The sequence below is a fragment of the Janthinobacterium sp. PSRC1-1 genome, assembly GCF_049897525.1.
Lineage (GTDB): Bacteria > Pseudomonadota > Gammaproteobacteria > Burkholderiales > Burkholderiaceae_D > Janthinobacterium > Janthinobacterium tructae.
The window spans coordinates 73115-88383 of record NZ_JAFCWK010000012.1; the positions used below are offsets into that span (position 1 = coordinate 73115).

At 54.9% G+C, this 15269-nt stretch carries 20 protein-coding genes; 9 read left to right on the forward strand and 11 right to left on the reverse strand.

Annotated features, from left to right (window positions below; translation table 11 throughout):
* Window positions 1-85: 85 nt before the first annotated feature.
* The 7 genes from ACP7DW_RS22575 to ACP7DW_RS22605 are packed head-to-tail and all read right to left on the reverse strand — an operon-like array spanning window position 86 to window position 5403.
* Entirely contained in the window at window positions 86-589 is a 504-nt protein-coding gene (locus ACP7DW_RS22575; RefSeq protein WP_373918910.1) for a cupredoxin domain-containing protein, read from the reverse strand.
* Between the two features lie 41 nt (window positions 590-630).
* On the reverse strand, window positions 631-1530 hold the full coding sequence (locus ACP7DW_RS22580) for a copper resistance D family protein (protein ID WP_071080250.1): 900 nt from the start codon (window positions 1528-1530) through the stop codon (window positions 631-633).
* Window positions 1531-1899, reverse strand: coding sequence for a copper resistance CopC family protein (locus ACP7DW_RS22585; protein ID WP_071080248.1), 369 nt, complete (start codon window positions 1897-1899; stop codon window positions 1531-1533).
* 21 nt (window positions 1900-1920) lie between these two features.
* Window positions 1921-2250, reverse strand: coding sequence for a copper-binding protein (locus ACP7DW_RS22590; RefSeq protein ID WP_071080246.1), 330 nt, complete (start codon window positions 2248-2250; stop codon window positions 1921-1923).
* A 24-nt stretch (window positions 2251-2274) separates the two neighbouring features.
* Window positions 2275-3666, reverse strand: a complete 1392-nt coding sequence (locus tag ACP7DW_RS22595; RefSeq protein WP_071080244.1) for a multicopper oxidase family protein — start codon at window positions 3664-3666, stop codon at window positions 2275-2277.
* Entirely contained in the window at window positions 3663-5048 is a 1386-nt protein-coding gene (locus tag ACP7DW_RS22600) for a TolC family protein (RefSeq protein WP_071080242.1), read from the reverse strand. Before ACP7DW_RS22600 ends, ACP7DW_RS22595 begins: the two co-directional genes overlap by 4 nt.
* Window position 5049: 1 nt before the next feature.
* Complete coding sequence (locus tag ACP7DW_RS22605) at window positions 5050-5403, reverse strand: hypothetical protein (RefSeq protein WP_139174853.1); 354 nt, start codon at window positions 5401-5403, stop codon at window positions 5050-5052.
* A gap of 459 nt (window positions 5404-5862) precedes the next feature.
* Between ACP7DW_RS22605 and ACP7DW_RS22610 the strand changes: the two genes are divergently transcribed.
* Window positions 5863-6291 (forward strand): YybH family protein, encoded by a 429-nt coding sequence (locus ACP7DW_RS22610; RefSeq protein WP_081344995.1) that lies wholly within the window; start codon window positions 5863-5865, stop codon window positions 6289-6291.
* Window positions 6292-6330: 39 nt separating this feature from the next.
* Here the strand turns inward: ACP7DW_RS22610 and ACP7DW_RS22615 are convergent, their stop codons facing one another.
* Window positions 6331-6675 (reverse strand): CzcE family metal-binding protein, encoded by a 345-nt coding sequence (locus ACP7DW_RS22615; RefSeq protein ID WP_081344994.1) that lies wholly within the window; start codon window positions 6673-6675, stop codon window positions 6331-6333.
* Between the two features lie 554 nt (window positions 6676-7229).
* Between ACP7DW_RS22615 and ACP7DW_RS22620 the strand changes: the two genes are divergently transcribed.
* The 8 genes from ACP7DW_RS22620 (at window position 7230) to ACP7DW_RS22655 (ending at window position 12479) form a co-directional block, all read left to right on the forward strand.
* On the forward strand, window positions 7230-7556 hold the full coding sequence (locus ACP7DW_RS22620) for an ArsR/SmtB family transcription factor (RefSeq protein WP_070289040.1): 327 nt from the start codon (window positions 7230-7232) through the stop codon (window positions 7554-7556).
* 57 nt (window positions 7557-7613) lie between these two features.
* Window positions 7614-8114: an arsenate reductase ArsC gene (locus tag ACP7DW_RS22625; protein ID WP_071080240.1), complete on the forward strand. Its 501-nt coding sequence runs from the start codon at window positions 7614-7616 to the stop codon at window positions 8112-8114.
* A gap of 69 nt (window positions 8115-8183) precedes the next feature.
* Window positions 8184-8693, forward strand: a complete 510-nt coding sequence (locus ACP7DW_RS22630; protein WP_071080239.1) for an arsenate reductase ArsC — start codon at window positions 8184-8186, stop codon at window positions 8691-8693.
* A complete protein-coding gene (locus ACP7DW_RS22635; RefSeq protein ID WP_071080238.1) occupies window positions 8687-9970 on the forward strand; it encodes an arsenic transporter in 1284 nt (427 codons plus the stop codon). The genes ACP7DW_RS22630 and ACP7DW_RS22635 overlap by 7 nt, the downstream gene beginning before the upstream one ends.
* A 14-nt stretch (window positions 9971-9984) precedes the next feature.
* The gene (arsC, locus tag ACP7DW_RS22640) at window positions 9985-10416 is read left to right on the forward strand and encodes an arsenate reductase (glutaredoxin) (protein ID WP_139174851.1); all 432 of its coding nucleotides are present in this window, start codon (window positions 9985-9987) and stop codon (window positions 10414-10416) included.
* Window positions 10409-11152 carry an arsenical resistance protein ArsH gene (gene arsH / locus ACP7DW_RS22645; RefSeq protein WP_071080235.1) on the forward strand — a complete coding sequence of 248 codons (744 nt, stop codon included), beginning with the start codon at window positions 10409-10411 and terminating at the stop codon, window positions 11150-11152. The genes arsC and arsH overlap by 8 nt, the downstream gene beginning before the upstream one ends.
* A gap of 78 nt (window positions 11153-11230) precedes the next feature.
* Complete coding sequence (locus ACP7DW_RS22650) at window positions 11231-11890, forward strand: NADPH-dependent FMN reductase (RefSeq protein ID WP_218973449.1); 660 nt, start codon at window positions 11231-11233, stop codon at window positions 11888-11890.
* 103 nt (window positions 11891-11993) lie between these two features.
* Window positions 11994-12479, forward strand: coding sequence for an arsinothricin resistance N-acetyltransferase ArsN1 family B (locus ACP7DW_RS22655; protein WP_071080234.1), 486 nt, complete (start codon window positions 11994-11996; stop codon window positions 12477-12479).
* Window positions 12480-12521: 42 nt separating this feature from the next.
* Here ACP7DW_RS22655 and ACP7DW_RS22660 read toward each other — a convergent pair whose 3' ends face one another.
* From ACP7DW_RS22660 to ACP7DW_RS22670, 3 genes are all read right to left on the reverse strand, one after another.
* Complete coding sequence (locus ACP7DW_RS22660; RefSeq protein WP_071080233.1) at window positions 12522-13949, reverse strand: heavy metal sensor histidine kinase; 1428 nt, start codon at window positions 13947-13949, stop codon at window positions 12522-12524.
* The gene (locus ACP7DW_RS22665; protein WP_071080232.1) at window positions 13946-14617 is read right to left on the reverse strand and encodes a heavy metal response regulator transcription factor; all 672 of its coding nucleotides are present in this window, start codon (window positions 14615-14617) and stop codon (window positions 13946-13948) included. Before ACP7DW_RS22665 ends, ACP7DW_RS22660 begins: the two co-directional genes overlap by 4 nt.
* Before the next feature lie 156 nt (window positions 14618-14773).
* Complete coding sequence (locus ACP7DW_RS22670) at window positions 14774-15202, reverse strand: tyrosine-type recombinase/integrase (protein WP_242428562.1); 429 nt, start codon at window positions 15200-15202, stop codon at window positions 14774-14776.
* Window positions 15203-15269 lie beyond the last annotated feature (67 nt).

A 15269-nucleotide genomic window follows, 5' to 3' on the forward strand; every position in this document is an offset into this window, starting at 1 on the left:
CCAGATTCGCCTGTTTCGTTGGCTGTGGTGGAACCAGCTATTGCGGCAACGGCGGGAATTGAACATTCCCGCCGAATGAAGTCATCTATTTGGCAGAAACCACTACCTGCCCCTTCATGCCCGCCTCAAAGTGGCCGGGTTGTAAGCACGCAAATTCCACTTTGCCGGCTTTGTCGAACTGCCAGACAATGGTTCCCGATTTTCCAGGCGTCAAGGTCACCTGATTGGGTTCCGCATGCTCCATCTCCGGAAACTTTGCCATTTGTTGGGCATGTTCTTTCAACTCGCTCTCAGAACCAATGACCATCTCATGCTTGATCTTGCCGGAATTGTTGACGACAAAGCGAATGGTCTCGCCCCGTTTCACGGCAATAGACGCTGGGTTAAAGCGCATGGTGTCGTTCATATCGACAGTGACGGTACGCGTCGCTTTTTTCGGGTCGCCCGCCTTGCCGACAAGAGATACGCTCTGCTCATTTGCGCCATGCTGATGACCACCATGTGCTGCCGGGCTGCTATCCGGTACCGCAGCATTGCTGAAAGTGCTCAAGCTGGCCAGTAACATTATTGCAATTGCATTTGAGGTCATCTTTTTCATATCGTACTCCCTTGTAGAAAACCGTCGCGACATTACATCGCGGTAGGTGGTTGTTGAGTGGTAAGAATTGCCGCCGCAAACAGTGCACCGAGCAGTAGCAAGGTCTCTACTTGTAAAACAACTCTCACCAGAGTGACGCCGCGGGAGGAGCGGGAGGCGGCAGGCAATCCAAGAAATTTGTTGTAGCCGCCCAAGACGATGGCCAGGAAGACCATTGCAACTTTGACCAGCAAAGTGATGCCATAGGTGGTATGAACAAGATGCTCTGAACTCCCCACACGGTGCCAGGCGCTGTAGATACCAGTAGCAACAATGGCAACTACTGCAAGCATTGCGGCCTGGGACATCAGTTCGAGGTATTGATCGATGGACCCCGTATCAAATGTCCTTATCCGCGTCTCATGTAGAACAAACCAGCCGGACACCATCACCGCACCAGTCCATAGGCCGATGGCAAAAAAATGAATCGCTTCAACCGCTAGCGGAATAGTCCAGAAGCCTTCCTCGCCCGCATGCCCCATGGACGCCCGTGTTGCAGAAAAAGTAGCCAAAAGCAGAACGACAGCAATATCGCTGCTGCGGCCGACTCCGCCTGTTAATCGAACAAAAAAGAGAACAAGCATCGCCACAACAATGGCGCAGCCTGCATGTCCGTAGTCGGTTGTAGACACCATCATCCAAAACATCGGGCACGCTTCGCGTAGCCCTACACCTCCCATGACCGCCGTCGCGCTCAATAGTGCCGATGCACTACCAACCATGCTGATTGCCGCTGCCATCAAGTCAAGTTTGCGCAGCGCTGGTTCGAAATGATCATGATCGACACCGCTAGAACGCATCCAGTAACGTGCAAACCATGATCCGACGAGCCAGGCAAAGCCGAAGTTCAGCAGCAAAGCTGAACTGACTTGCAACAGCGAGACTGCATCCATTTATTTCACCGTGAACTTAAAGTCGCCTTTGCGACGGTGTCCATCGTGCCCTGCAACTGCCCAGCTCACGGTATAGGCGCCAGCATTCAATGTCGGTACTTCCAAGCGTAAGATGGCCGGATTTACTGCATCAACCTTTGCCTTGTCTGCAGCAACGGCTTTGCCTTCGCCATCGCTCAGAGTGATTGAGCTAAAGGCTTCTTCCACCTTCTCGTTGAAGGTCAGCGCAATCTCCTTTGGTGCAACTGCCAGGGAGGCACCTGCCTCGGGATTGGAGCTCTTCAAGCTCGCATGTGCCAAGGCAAATGGGGTAGCCAGCGTTGCCGCCACAATGGATGTGGCAAGAATCATTTTCCGCAGTGTCTTCATGTTCAACTCTCTTTGTTAAATTTACTTTACTGCTTCGATGGAAGTGACCGTGAGTGCACCGTTAACTTTTTCCACCACGAAACGTACCTTGTCGCCTTGTTTGACCTTGTCGAGCATCGACGGCTCTTTGACCTTGAACATCATGGTCATCCCTGGCATGCCCAAGTTCTTCAGCTCGCCATGTTTGATGGTAAGCTTGCCGGCGTCCTTATCCACTTTCTTGATTTCCCCTTCGCTCATCGCGTCTTGCGTCGCGGAGGCGCTCTGCTGCTGGGCGAGCGCCACGGAGGTCGTTGCCACGGATGACAGGCCAATCAAGGTTGCCAATACAACTTTGTGCAGGTTTTTCATGATGTTTCCTTTCAGTTAAAAAAACTAGTGACCGCTATGCCCGGTCGGTTTACGAACCGTAACTTCAATATTGGGTTTGTTCATCGTTGGCATCGACTGCCCCCCAGCGTTAGTTGCACGTTCTGGCTCAGGAAGGGTACCCGTCCACTCGTATGCCACGGTTCCGGCCGGATGCTTGTACCAGCCAGGATCGGAGTAGTCGCCGCGCTTCTGGTCCTTGCGCACCTTCAATACGGTAAACATTCCCCCCATCTCAACCCCACCGAACGGTCCTTCACCCGTCATCATCGGTAAAGTATTATCTGGCAGCGGCATTTCCATGCCTCCCATGGAGCCGCCCTTGTCGCCCATCACCATATATTCAGGGACGATTTTGTTAATTTTTTCAGCAACGCCACGGTGGTTGACGCCAATCATTGTCGGTACCGAATGGCCCATTGCATTCATGGTATGGTGGGATTTATGGCAGTGAAGTGCCCAGTCACCCAGATCAGTAGCGACGAACTCGATGGCGCGCATTTGCCCAACTGCGACATCGGTGGTGACTTCAGGCCAGCGAGACGCCGGTGGTGTCCAGCCGCCATCCGTACCGGTGACGAAAAACTCATGGCCATGTATATGAATAGGGTGATTCGTCATCGTCAGGTTACCGACACGGATGCGTACCTTGTCACCTTGGCGCACAGGCAATGAATCAATGCCGGGGAAGACGCGGCTATTGAATGTCCACAGGTTGAAGTCCAGCATGGTGTTGATCTTCGGCGTATAGCTTCCCGGCTCCACGTCATACGCGTTGAGCAGGAAAACGAAATCACGGTCCACAGCATGGAGCGATGGATCCTTTGGATGGGTCACCCAGAAACCCATCATCCCCATCGCCATCTGGGCCATCTCGTCGGCGTGGGGATGATACATGAACGTACCTGGCCGTTTGGCCTCGAATTCGTAGACGAAAGTCTTTCCAGGAGCGATACCCGGTTGCGTAAGGCCCGTGACGCCATCCATGCCGTTCGGCAAGCGCTGGCCATGCCAATGAACACTGGTGTGCTCAGGTAGCTTGTTCGTCACGAAGATGCGTACCCGGTCACCCTCGACCACTTCAATTGTCGGACCTGGGGATTGGCCGTTATAGCCCCACAGGTTGGCTTTCATCCCTGGTGCAAGTTCACGCACCACGGGTTCGGCCACCAGATGGAATTCTTTTACACCGTTTTTCATCCGCCATGGCAATGACCAGCCATTCAGGGTCACGACCGGATTGTAGGGCCGGCCAGTGGGTGGCGCCGAGGGGATGTGCGTCTTGGCATTGTCCATCAACATTGCCTCAGGCAATGACGCGGCACCAGCCTTGCTCACGGCAGCGGCGCTTACCGCTACAGCACCTGCACCTCTGAAAAAGTCTCTACGTGAAATCATGGCATGGCCCTTGTATCGTTCGTACTTCCACCGTTGATGGTGGACTGAAGTTTGGTTTCTGCTATCCAAAAGTCGCGCTGGGTTTCGATGGCTGTGTTCACGCTCACCAGTTGCTCACGCGAGTCCGCCAGTAATTCGAAAACGCTGGCAAGCATCCCGTTGTAGCGAAGCAGAACCTCGTCGGATATTTTTTTCCGCAATGGCACGACATCGTCGCGATAATGACGGGCGATGTCATAGCTAGTGCGGTATGCGGAGTAGGCCTCCCGCACCTCTGAGCGTGCCCGTACGGCAGTGTCGGTGGTGCGATGGACGGACTGCATATAGAGCGCTTCCGCCCGCGCCACCTTGGCGCCACCCCAATCGAAGATCGGTAGTTCGAGGGAAATCTGGTAACCGTTCTCGCGTGGCAAGCCTGTCGTACTCTTGTTGGTGTAGCCTGCGTCAAAGACGTTGATGAAGCCAGTTGCCTTTGTTAAGCCGAGTGCTGCGGCCATCGCTTCGGTTTCGCGGCGGGCCGACAGCATATCGAGGCGTTGTGACATGGCCTGTGCTTCCGCATTGTTCGTTTCCCGCGGCTTTTCCGGCAGGGGGGGCAATCTGTCTGGCAATACAAAGTTTTGTTGCTCACCCCATAGGCCAAGGAGGCGAATGAGCTGCTCACGCGTCGCTGTTGCTTCATGCTTTGTCCTCGCCAACTGTGTCAACGCATCTTGGTAAAACGCACGCTCACGGGCCTGGTCAAGTGTGCTCCAGTTTCCGACCTTGGTCATGCTGTCGGCGAGCTGCGATGATGCCTCGGCGGCGCCGCGCACTTGCCCCGCGAAAGCGGCCGATTGGGCCGCCGCAACGGCCATAAAATATGCCCGACGTGTCTCTGCCGCCAACTGCACAGCCTGAGCAGCTGTTAGCAACTTGGCTTGTTCAAAGCGTCCTTGCTCAATGCGTCGACGCGTGGGCAGCGTCAGCAAACCTACAATGTCAAACATCACACTGCGATCGATTTCCGCGTCGCCACCGCCGCTGACGCGGCCGAAACTAAAACTAGGATTGCGCATCCGTCCAGCTTGCACAAACTCAGCCTCCGAGACCCCCAATTCGGCGAAGGAGACCTTCAGCGCTGCATTATTGAGAAGCGCAATCTGGACCGCAGACTCTGGCGTAAGGGGTGCGGACAGCAAGGTCTGCACCTGAGTAGCGGAATGCTGGCCGTCTTTCAGGCTCTCTTTCGTGAAGGGCTTGACTTGTCCAATTCGCTCTTGCGTTAGCTGAGAGACATCATTTAAGCCACCATCCGGTGAAAAGCTGGCGCATCCGGCAAGAAATACCACACCGAACACAGCAGCTACCCGATTGGGCACTGGCAACGATAATCGCTTCATGTCATTTGCCTTTCATGTTCATTTGATGGCCTTTGTGCGGATCGCTGGCCGAAGACGGCTTGGAGTTTTCCGGGCCTTTTGCACTGGGTGCCATTTCCATCGACATATCCCCTTGAGCTCCATGGTGAGAGCCTCCTGTCACATCCTGATTTGCTTGAATCCAGGCCTTATCTGGAGATGTTTGGGACTCCCCAATCGGCTTAACATCAGCAAAAGCGGAGACATATTTCAGCGGCGGCACCGTAGCGTTAGCATCTGTCACCGCCGCAGTGGCACTAGCGGGCTGAGCGGACTGTGCATAGACAACCGGCGAGAAGCTAACCGTTGCCAGAAGCAATAAGTGGAAGCGTTGCATGAGTCTCTTTCAAAATTGACTGGTAATTGGGTGGATACAGCACGAGGTGAGGCGAACGCCAGTGCATGATTTCAGCAAGCGGCGGGGAAAGTGGTGTGAAGGGAGCTCAAGGGGCGCGAGGAACGAGTAATGACCATTGTCAGCTCCGTGGCGTTGCCTCCAAAGGTAGGGCAAGGCGTACGCTATCCTGTACCTTACCTGGGCCAGGTTGCTTACAATGCGCGTGAGCATGAAATTCATCTGCAGTATCTTCCCTGTGATGGTCAACCGAGTTGCTTGTACATTTCCAGAACCACCCGAAATGAAATTGCTTCCTCACGCTACACCTTCCAATGAACGGAAGGTCAAGCGAATTTCAGTTTGCCAGAGTATTTTCACTTCCACCTTGCCACAATCACCGCCCGCTGATTTAATTGCACCAATGCAATTCATCATATAAACAAAAACACTGGAGACCTTGTGCGCCAACTGACTTCCCTTCTCGCTATTTCCATATTCAGTCTTCCCCTATACGCCGCCACACCAACTGAAACCGTTGCCGCATTTCACGAGGCACTCGCCAGCGGCAATTCCGAGCACGCGAGCACTTTGCTTAGCCCGGAAATTAAAATCTACGAATCTGGGCATGTTGAGCGTTCACGTGATGAATACGCTGGCCATCACCTGCCAGCCGATACCGCCTTTGCTAAGGCCACTAAAAGCAAAGTCCTAAAACAAAACGAACGTATTGACGGAAACCTGGCCGTCGTGATGCAGGAAACAGAGACCACAGGACAATTTCAGGGCAAAAATGTGCACTTATTCGGCACTGAAACAGCTTTGCTCGAAAAACAGGGCGATCAATGGGTCATCTTTCATCTGCACTGGTCGTCCCGCAAATCTCAGTAACTTCATGAGCCAGCAGTACACTGGCGGGCGTACATGTAGTTAGTTGGCGTAGGTCGGGTTAGGTGCCACATACACACGTACGCCGTGGGTATTCACGCCAGACGGCGCAATTGCCGAAAAGTCAAAGCTCGAATTGGCTCGCAGTGTATCGAACTGCCAAGTGAACGTCTTACCATCCACATCAAACTTGACGACGTCGCCCTGGGCGACATTCACATACTTCGTAGTCGATGAAATCGTGATAGTGCGCGTGGCGGCCGGCGCCGGAGCAGCACTGCCAAACGCAGGATTCGAGTGCATTTCGCCTTGGTGTGCCATCGCGGCGAGGGGGCTGAGCGCGATGACAGCGAAAACGGCGATGATGTTTGCTTTGAGGGATTTCATTGGAATGTCCTTATTTTTCAGGTGCGGGTGAATGAGGTTGCGGATCCGATGAAGCTATTCTACGTAGGTGACCCGCACACCCGAATGACGGAAACATTACATTTACATTACAGAAACCTTAATAATTTGATTAAGGTAGTAGGTTCGAAGTGGAACCGCGACTTTCTTGCGGCAACATGCTAGGCGCAGCAATGGTTTATCAAGAGTAGGTCGAGTGTGAAGATAGGCATGCCGTCGTTGCAGCCGCCAAGCATTCGCTTTAAGCGCTATCAGCCAATCGCCTTTGCTACCGCCATTTGATTGAGCAGCTTATTACCTCTCGATAAGTCGTTTGTCGCCAGATACGTGCGATACCAAAGTTTCCAACGTGCTGAGAGACACATACCTCTGCCACTCTGTACGAAGATTCAGCTAATTGGTATGTCGACACGTCTGGAGAAGACCCGGACGACAAGAGTTCCGTACCAAGGTGAATCATAGCCGCGCATAAAAATAGGTTTACATTAATTTCATAATTCGATTATTATGGAATTATGAAATTAAAAGGAGTGCACATGGAAACTAAAAATGTCATCGCTGCGTTGGCGGCACTGGCACAGGAGTCACGCCTGGCCATCTTTCGCTTGCTTGTCCAGACCGGACCGCAAGGGATGGCGGCAACGAAGATTGCCGAACAGCTGGGCATCCCGCCATCTTCCCTGTCATTTCACTTGAAGGAACTGGTGCACGCGGACCTGATCGTGCCGCGCCAAGATGGACGCTTTGTCATCTACGCCGCGCATATCGACAGCATGAATGCCCTGATCGGCTTTTTGACCGAAAACTGCTGCGGCGGCGCGCCTTGCACTACTGCGCAAGGCGCAGCCTGTGATGCCGCATGAATCCAAACGTACAAATTGAATCGCCCCCCCACCAACGCAGTGATTAAAGGAGTCGTCATGATCGACAAAGTGTACAACGTGTTGTTCCTCTGTACCGGCAACTCAGCCCGTAGCGTGATGGCCGAGGCGCTGGTCTCCAACATGGGCAAGGGCCGCTTCCGTGGCTTTTCGGCTGGCAGCCACCCGGGCGGCAGCGTCAACCCATTCGCCATTGAGCAAATTGAAGCGACCGGCTATCCGCTCGACAAACTGCGCAGCAAGAGTTGGGATGAATTCGGTACCGCAGACGCACCGCACATGGATTTCATCATTACTGTGTGCGACAACGCCGCCGGCGAAGTCTGCCCATATTGGCCAGGTCATCCGCTCTCAGCGCATTGGGGTTTCGAAGACCCGGCTGCAGCTACTGGCACTGATGCAGAAAAGCGCGAGGTATTCCATAAGGTGTTCCGGCAGATCATGACCCGGATGAACGTTTTCGTCAGTTTGCCGCTGCACATGCTCGAAAAAAACGCGATCCAGCACGAAATCAAAGCCATCGGGCAAAGCGCAGTCTGATGGGCGAGCGTCTCGGCATGCCCACAGATCACGGGCATGCCTTACTTTTCACTCTTTTGCGATAATTTCATGAACGTTCTTTTTTTGTGTACTGGCAACTCTTGCCGCTCCATCCTGGCAGAAGCGACTTTCAATCATCTGGCGCCGGCAGACTGGCGTGCGCTGAGCGCAGGCAGTCATCCGGCCGGGGCGCTGCACCCAGGAGCACTGGCGTTGCTGGCCAAGGAGCAGATATCGACCCAAGGGTATTACAGCAAGTCCTGGGACGCTCTGCCTTCCGTGCCCGATATCGTCATCACCGTGTGTGCCAACGCCGCTGGCGAGACGTGCCCGGCCTACCTGGGCCCAGTGCTTCGTAGCCACTGGGGTGTAGACGATCCTGGCCATGTCACGGGGACAGATGCAGAAAAGGACGCTGCTTTCCAGGTGACGTATGGCATTTTGCGCGCACGCATCGAGGCTTTCTTCGCCTTGCCGCTAGAGCAGCTGCGGCATGACCCTGTACGCCTGAAAGCTGAAGTCGACAACATTTCCAGTGTCTTTGCCCCGGCTGCCCCCAAGGAGGCACTCGTATGTTGACTGCTTTCCTGATTTTCTTGGCGACTCTGGTACTGGTTATCTGGCAGCCGCGTGGCCTGGGTATTGGCTGGAGCGCGGCCATCGGCGCTGGCGTCGCGCTGCTGGCTGGCGTCATCCAGTTGTCGGACATTCCCGTCGTCTGGCACATCGTATGGAATGCAACCGGCACGTTTATCGCCGTCATCATCATTAGCCTGCTGCTCGACAAGGCCGGTTTCTTCGAATGGGCCGCATTGCACGTGGCACGCTGGGGTGGCGGCAGCGGTCGCAAGCTGTTTGTCTTGCTGGTCCTGTTGGGCGCCGCCGTCGCAGCCCTGTTTGCCAACGATGGCGCCGCGCTGATTTTGACACCCATCGTGATCGCCATGCTGCTGGAATTGAAGTTTTCAGCCAAGGCGACCTTGGCGTTCGTGATGGCGGCCGGCTTTATCGCCGACACGGCCAGCCTGCCGCTGGTGGTGTCGAACCTGGTCAATATCGTTTCTGCCGACTATTTCAAGATCGGCTTTGCCGAGTATGCGGCTGTGATGGTACCGGTCAACGCGGTGGCAGTGATAGCGACCTTGCTTGTACTGATGTGGTTTTTCCGCAAGGACATCCCGCAAGACTATGACGTCTCCCAGCTCAAACGTCCCGGTGCCGCGATCCGCGACATGGCGACCTTCAAGGCCGGCTGGCTGGTCCTGGCGCTGCTGCTGATCGGCTTTTTCTGGCTGGAGAGCCTGGGCGTGCCGATCAGTGCCGTGGCCGCCGTCGGCGCCGCGCTGTTGCTGGCTGTCGCCGCCAAAGGCCATGTGATACCCACGCGCGAAGTCATCCGCAATGCGCCATGGCAGATCGTTGTTTTTTCTCTGGGCATGTACCTGGTCGTATATGGCCTGCGCAACGCGGGCCTGACCGGCTACTTGACTGGCGTACTCAATTACTTTGCCCAATATGGTGTGTGGGGAGCGGCCATGGGCACCGGCGTGCTGACGGCTGTTCTGTCCTCGATTATGAACAATATGCCGACGGTGCTAATCGGCGCCTTGTCGATCGATCCGACCTCGGCGCAAGGCGCCGTGCGCGAGGCGATGATTTATGCCAATGTCATAGGCAGTGACCTGGGACCGAAAATTACCCCAATCGGCAGCCTGGCGACTCTGCTGTGGCTGCATGTCCTCGACAGTAAGAAGATTCACATCTCCTGGGGTTATTACTTCCGCGTCGGCATTGTCCTCACCTTGCCTGTGTTGCTGGTGACACTGGCTGCGCTGGCACTGCGCCTCAGTTATTAAAGAAAGGATTCATCATGGATATCACTATTTATCACAACTCGGCCTGTGGCACTTCGCGCAACACCCTGGCGTTGATCCGCAATACTGGCACTGAGCCGCAGGTCATCGAATACCTGCAGCAACCGCCAATGCGCGAGATCCTGGTCGATTTGATTGCCCGTGCTGGCTTGAGCGTGCGCGAGGCCATTCGCCAGAAAGGTACGCCGTACCTGGAACTGGGTCTCGACCAGGCCCAAATCAGCGACGAGGCACTGTTGGACGCCATGCTGGCCCATCCCATCCTCATCAATCGTCCGTTCGTGGTCACGCCGCTTGGCGTGCGCCTATGCCGCCCATCTGAGTTGGTGCTTGACATTCTGCCCTTGCCGCAACTGGGCGCGTTTGCCAAAGAAGACGGCGAGGCGGTCATCGATGCGCAAGGAAAGCGGGTGGTGCCCCATGCATAAGCTCACGGATAACTTGCCCAACGTCAGCGCCGCGCACCTCGATACGCCGACGGTTGATAAACTTGTGCCGGCGACGGTGGCAACGCATCCGCCGCGCATCCTCTTGCTGTACGGCTCGCTACGTGAACGCTCGTTCAGCCGCTTGCTGACACTGGAGGCGGAGCGCCTGCTGCAGCACTTTGGCGCTGAAACGCGGGTCTTCGATCCGCATGGCTTGCCCATGGTCGACAGCGTCAGCCCGGACCATCCCAAGGTGCAGGAGCTGCGCGAGTTGTCGCTCTGGTCGGAAGGCCAGGTTTGGTGCAGCCCGGAGCGCCATGGCGCTGTGACGGGTGTATTCAAGTCACAGATCGACTGGCTGCCGCTGGAAATGGGTAGCGTGCGTCCCACACAGGGGCGCACCCTGGCGGTAATGCAAGTCTCTGGCGGCTCACAATCGTTCAACGCCGTCAACGGCTTGCGCGTGCTGGGCCGCTGGATGCGCATGGTGACCATCCCGAACCAGTCGTCCGTTGCCAAGGCATACCAGGAGTTCGACGACAACGACCGAATGAAGCCGTCGCCGTACTACGACCGCCTGGTCGACGTCATGGAGGAGCTGTATAAATTCACCCTGGTGGTGCGCGATCGCTCGGATTACCTGACTAGCCGCTATAGCGAGCGCAAGGAATCCATGCCGGCCGAAGTACACGCCCTCGCCGAAGCGGCCATGGATCTCGAGACGCCAAGCAAATAGGCTGTTTTCACGTTGGCCCGCTCCCCCGGGTCGTCACTGCACTATGACATAGCCGAAGTTTTGGCTGAAAAGGGTAAGATGAAGATGAAAATTCTGGTGTTTCTCGGTTCTATTCGCACCAGCATACCGCCCCTGCCAGCGCGCGTGGGCGAACGCGTCGCCAAGGCCTGCGCGGCGCAGTGCAGCCGTGATGGTCACAATGTGGTGCTCATTGATCCACTTGATTACGACCTGGGTGACGTGTTCAAGCCACACTTTTCCTATGCGCAGGGGCGGGCGCCCCTGCCGTTGGAGCAACTGGCAAGTGAGATTGCCGGCGCCGATGGGTATGTGATGGTTAGTCCTGAATACAATCATTCAATGAGTCCGGCACTGATGCATTTACTGAACCACTTTGGCGGTTCCCTGTTTGCCTTCAAGCCCAGCGCCATCGTCACCTATTCGGCGGGCCAGTGGGGTGGTGTGCGGGCGGCGGTGGGCATGCGCGCTTTTCTGTCCGAGCTGGGCTGTTTGCCGGTGTCGGCCATGATCCATATTCCGGCCGCACACACTGTTTTCGCCGCCGACGGCAGCTTTGCGCCCGAAGTCGACAGCATGCGCTGGGTTTCCTATATCGAGCGCACCTTTTCCCAGTTGATCTGGTGGGCCGAGGCCGCAGGACGGGAGCGGGCCCGCTCGGGAGGAACAGGGCCTTCACCAGCTTTTCTGCGCGATCCTACTCAACGCAATGCGCCGTGAGGCCACATATGATGGACCATTGCTAGGATGACACTTTAGGGGGCCGTGCGCAGTTTGCTGCCGTGCTCCTTGCTGCCACTTCACGTCTATTTGGATCCCGCTGATGATTCGACTTGCCACTACCGCCGATGCTGCTGCGATCGCCACGATATACAACCATTACGTTAGCAGCTCCACCATCACGTTTGAAGAGGAGATAGTCGCCATCGATGAGATGGCCCAGCGCATCGCCTCTGTGGGTGGGCAGTTGCCGTGGTACGTCTTTGAACGCGACGGAGAGATAGTCGGCTACGCTTACGCAACGCCCTGGCGTGCCCGCAGCGCCTATCGCTTTTCGGTCGAGTCAACGGTGTACGTGGCGCACGATGGTGTCGGTCAGGGCATCGGCCGACAGCTTTACAGTACCCTGATCGAGGAGCTCCGCCACCGCCAACTGCAGGTGGTCATTGGTGGTATTGCGCAGCCCAATGAAGCTAGCGTTGCTTTGCACGAGCGCCTAGGATTTGAGAAGGTGGCTATGTTCAAGCGGGTTGGCTGTAAATTTGATCAGTGGATTGATGTGGGATACTGGGAGCTGCAGCTTGCGTAGTTAACCGCTGAGCACAAGATTTCTGTCCTCAAAAATGCGTTTTCAGCGCTTCACTGTTTCGATCGATACTGTCGTGTCAGGAAAAAATAGCGTGAATTGGGTAACTCCATCAAGCTCACTCGTAACACTGGCACGGCCATGGTGAAGCGTCATGATGGATTTGACGATTGAAAGACCCAAGCCAGCGGAGGCTGACGTACTGGCCCTCGATTTATCGGAACGGTAGAACCGGTCAAACAACCGCGGCAGGTGTTCTTGCGCGATGCCTGGGCCAGGATTGGAAACAGAAACTACGGCCCCGTCGTCGTCCTCTATCGCCTTGAGCAAGATAGTTTCGCCCTTCGGCGTGTACCGAAGGGCGTTCGATACAAGGTTGCTCACCGCGCGGCGAAGCAGGAGTCCATCAGCAAGCACTTTACCAGTGGCGATGACGATGAATGATATCCCGGCGTCGGACGCTGGCCCTTCAAAATACTCGGCGATTCGCGTCAGCTCAACATCCATATCAAGCTGTTCAGTTGCTAGCAAAACTTGGTCATGGTCAGCCCGCGCCAAAAATAATATGCTTTCCACCATTCTAGCAAGACGGCCAAACTCCTCGTAGTTAGATGAGAGAAGGTTTTGATATTCCTCCGATTCTCTGGGGTGAGACAGAGCAACTTCTGTTTGAACCATCAGATTGTTGAGCGGCGTACGCAAATCATGTGCCAGGTCATCTGCGAATTGGGAAAGGTTATTAAAGCTATTTTGCAGGCGGTCAAGCACCTCATTGAACGAATCAGCCAGTATCTGGATTTCCTTCGGTGCTGATTTTGCATGCAAGCGCACTTCCAAATTGTGCGCACTGACCTGCTGAGCTTGCTGCGCGATGAGCTTTACTTTGTGCAACGCGCGACGTACTAGTAGAAACCCCAGTAGGGCTGTTAGCACCGCACCAAAGAAGCCCGATGCAAGCACTTTTAACTTGTATGCAGATAGAACAGCTGCGCGGCTCTCTTCGCTTCGGGCGAGCGTGATTTTCACCACGGAACCTGTCGAACCAACGGTACCCAGCGCAGCAATAACTCTTAGGTTGGGTTCGCTATGCCCTAGTGCAGCACGTACGTGAGATGGCTCTGGCATCGTCTCTACCGGCACAGCCCCGCTGGCATGCATGAATGAACGGTCACGGGTATTGCGGGTTAATTCTTCACCGTCTTGTGCCTGCATAACGAGCAAAAAGCCGCCATGCAAATCGACAGCATCTAAAAAACGGTGCGGATCCACACGAATCGACTCTACACTCGGTGTCTCCTCAAGCATATGTCTGATGAACACAATACGGTCGACAAGGTCTGCATCATCCCGTGCTTGGAGCTGCACCGCGAGAGCTTGATAGAGATAGATGCCTAAGGCCGAAAATACAATTGCCGAGATGCAGACGAAGAGCGCCCCCAGCTGCGTGGTGAGAGACCAGTTCTTGGCCTTCATTGTCTATCTTCTAACACATAGCCCATACTCCGAATCGTATGGATCAGTTTTACCTCGAAGGGGTCGTCAATTTTTGCTCGTAGACGGCGTACTGCGACATCCACCACGTTTGTGTCGCTGTCGAAATTCATATCCCATACTTGCGATGCAATCAACGGCCGGGATAAAACTTGTCCGACCCGCTTGGATAGCAAATGCAAAAGTGCAAATTCTTTCGCAGTCAAATCAATCCGAACACCGGCCCGTATGACTCTTCGCTTAGGAATGTCCAGTTCCAGATCGGCAATCTGAAAAATATCAGCTTCTCTGATCGGCCCCCGGCGCAACAACGTTCGAATACGAACAAGCAGCTCAACAAAAGCGAATGGCTTGACTAAGTAATCATCCGCACCAAGCTCCAGACCTTTGATGCGGTCATCGAGTCCATCCCGTGCGGTAAGAAACAGCACAGGCGTATCGACCGTTTTGCGCAACTCAGCAATGATTTGCCAACCATCTAAGCCCGGAAGCATGACGTCAAGCACGATCAGGTCGTAATGGGCAGTCGTGGCAGCGTGAAGTCCGTCGGGCCCAGTTCTCGCCAAGTCAACAACAAAACCAGACTCACTCAGACCTTTCTGAATATATTCGCCCGCCTTTTGCTCGTCCTCAACCACTAATAATCGCATGTCACTTTTCCACTAGTTCAACTGCTGTGTCCACGTTATGCGGATGGTGAAGATCGCCGTCGGTCTCTGTCTTCAGTCTACCTTGGAAAGATGACAATCGTCTAACGCCAGGATTACAATCTTGTCAGAATTAAAGGTCCACCTGCAGCTGTTTAATTACTTGCTATAAAGAGGATACAGGTTTTGTTCGATACGGCGCTGGTTAAAGGGATCTTCCCTGTCGATGTAGCGCATGGCGGATTGGGCGTTTTTCCAGCCCACGTGCTCCATCAGCGTTTTGAGATCCCATCCATTGGCTGTTGCCCAGTTGGCAAAGTCGCGCCGCAGCGAGTGAGCGCTGTACAACTCATGCGCATCAACGCCGGCTTCCTGCAGGATATTACGCAGGAGCGGTACCAGGCTATCGATGTTCAGTCCGTTATCGCTGATGTTGCCCCAGCGATCAATGGCACGAAACACCAGTCCAGCCGTCAATCTCGCCGCAGCGATCCATTCCTCATAAGCGCTGACTGGGCACAGGCGCGATAGCAACGGCACCTTGAAGTTGCCGCCCTTGAACTGGCGATCACCTTTGGTGGGCGGCAAGAAGCAAGTCATCCCTTCACCTTGCGTGACGTGAACATGCTGCGATTTGCAGGCGCGTCAACTCGTC

What these genes read in the sequence shown, in the direction of transcription:
- ACP7DW_RS22575 (WP_373918910.1), bottom strand. Translation starts at nt 589, where the DNA reads ATGACCTCAAATGCAATTGCAATAATGTTACTGGCCAGCTTGAGCACT.
- ACP7DW_RS22580 (WP_071080250.1), bottom strand. Translation starts at nt 1,530, where the DNA reads ATGGATGCAGTCTCGCTGTTGCAAGTCAGTTCAGCTTTGCTGCTGAAC.
- ACP7DW_RS22585 (WP_071080248.1), bottom strand. Translation starts at nt 1,899, where the DNA reads ATGAAGACACTGCGGAAAATGATTCTTGCCACATCCATTGTGGCGGCA.
- ACP7DW_RS22590 (WP_071080246.1), bottom strand. Translation starts at nt 2,250, where the DNA reads ATGAAAAACCTGCACAAAGTTGTATTGGCAACCTTGATTGGCCTGTCA.
- ACP7DW_RS22595 (WP_071080244.1), bottom strand. Translation starts at nt 3,666, where the DNA reads ATGATTTCACGTAGAGACTTTTTCAGAGGTGCAGGTGCTGTAGCGGTA.
- ACP7DW_RS22600 (WP_071080242.1), bottom strand. Translation starts at nt 5,048, where the DNA reads ATGAAGCGATTATCGTTGCCAGTGCCCAATCGGGTAGCTGCTGTGTTC.
- ACP7DW_RS22605 (WP_139174853.1), bottom strand. Translation starts at nt 5,403, where the DNA reads ATGCAACGCTTCCACTTATTGCTTCTGGCAACGGTTAGCTTCTCGCCG.
- ACP7DW_RS22615 (WP_081344994.1), bottom strand. Translation starts at nt 6,675, where the DNA reads ATGAAATCCCTCAAAGCAAACATCATCGCCGTTTTCGCTGTCATCGCG.
- ACP7DW_RS22620 (WP_070289040.1), top strand. Translation starts at nt 7,230, where the DNA reads ATGGAAACTAAAAATGTCATCGCTGCGTTGGCGGCACTGGCACAGGAG.
- ACP7DW_RS22625 (WP_071080240.1), top strand. Translation starts at nt 7,614, where the DNA reads ATGATCGACAAAGTGTACAACGTGTTGTTCCTCTGTACCGGCAACTCA.
- ACP7DW_RS22630 (WP_071080239.1), top strand. Translation starts at nt 8,184, where the DNA reads ATGAACGTTCTTTTTTTGTGTACTGGCAACTCTTGCCGCTCCATCCTG.
- ACP7DW_RS22635 (WP_071080238.1), top strand. Translation starts at nt 8,687, where the DNA reads ATGTTGACTGCTTTCCTGATTTTCTTGGCGACTCTGGTACTGGTTATC.
- arsC (WP_139174851.1), top strand. Translation starts at nt 9,985, where the DNA reads ATGGATATCACTATTTATCACAACTCGGCCTGTGGCACTTCGCGCAAC.
- arsH (WP_071080235.1), top strand. Translation starts at nt 10,409, where the DNA reads ATGCATAAGCTCACGGATAACTTGCCCAACGTCAGCGCCGCGCACCTC.
- ACP7DW_RS22650 (WP_218973449.1), top strand. Translation starts at nt 11,231, where the DNA reads ATGAAGATGAAAATTCTGGTGTTTCTCGGTTCTATTCGCACCAGCATA.
- ACP7DW_RS22655 (WP_071080234.1), top strand. Translation starts at nt 11,994, where the DNA reads ATGATTCGACTTGCCACTACCGCCGATGCTGCTGCGATCGCCACGATA.
- ACP7DW_RS22660 (WP_071080233.1), bottom strand. Translation starts at nt 13,949, where the DNA reads ATGAAGGCCAAGAACTGGTCTCTCACCACGCAGCTGGGGGCGCTCTTC.
- ACP7DW_RS22665 (WP_071080232.1), bottom strand. Translation starts at nt 14,617, where the DNA reads ATGCGATTATTAGTGGTTGAGGACGAGCAAAAGGCGGGCGAATATATT.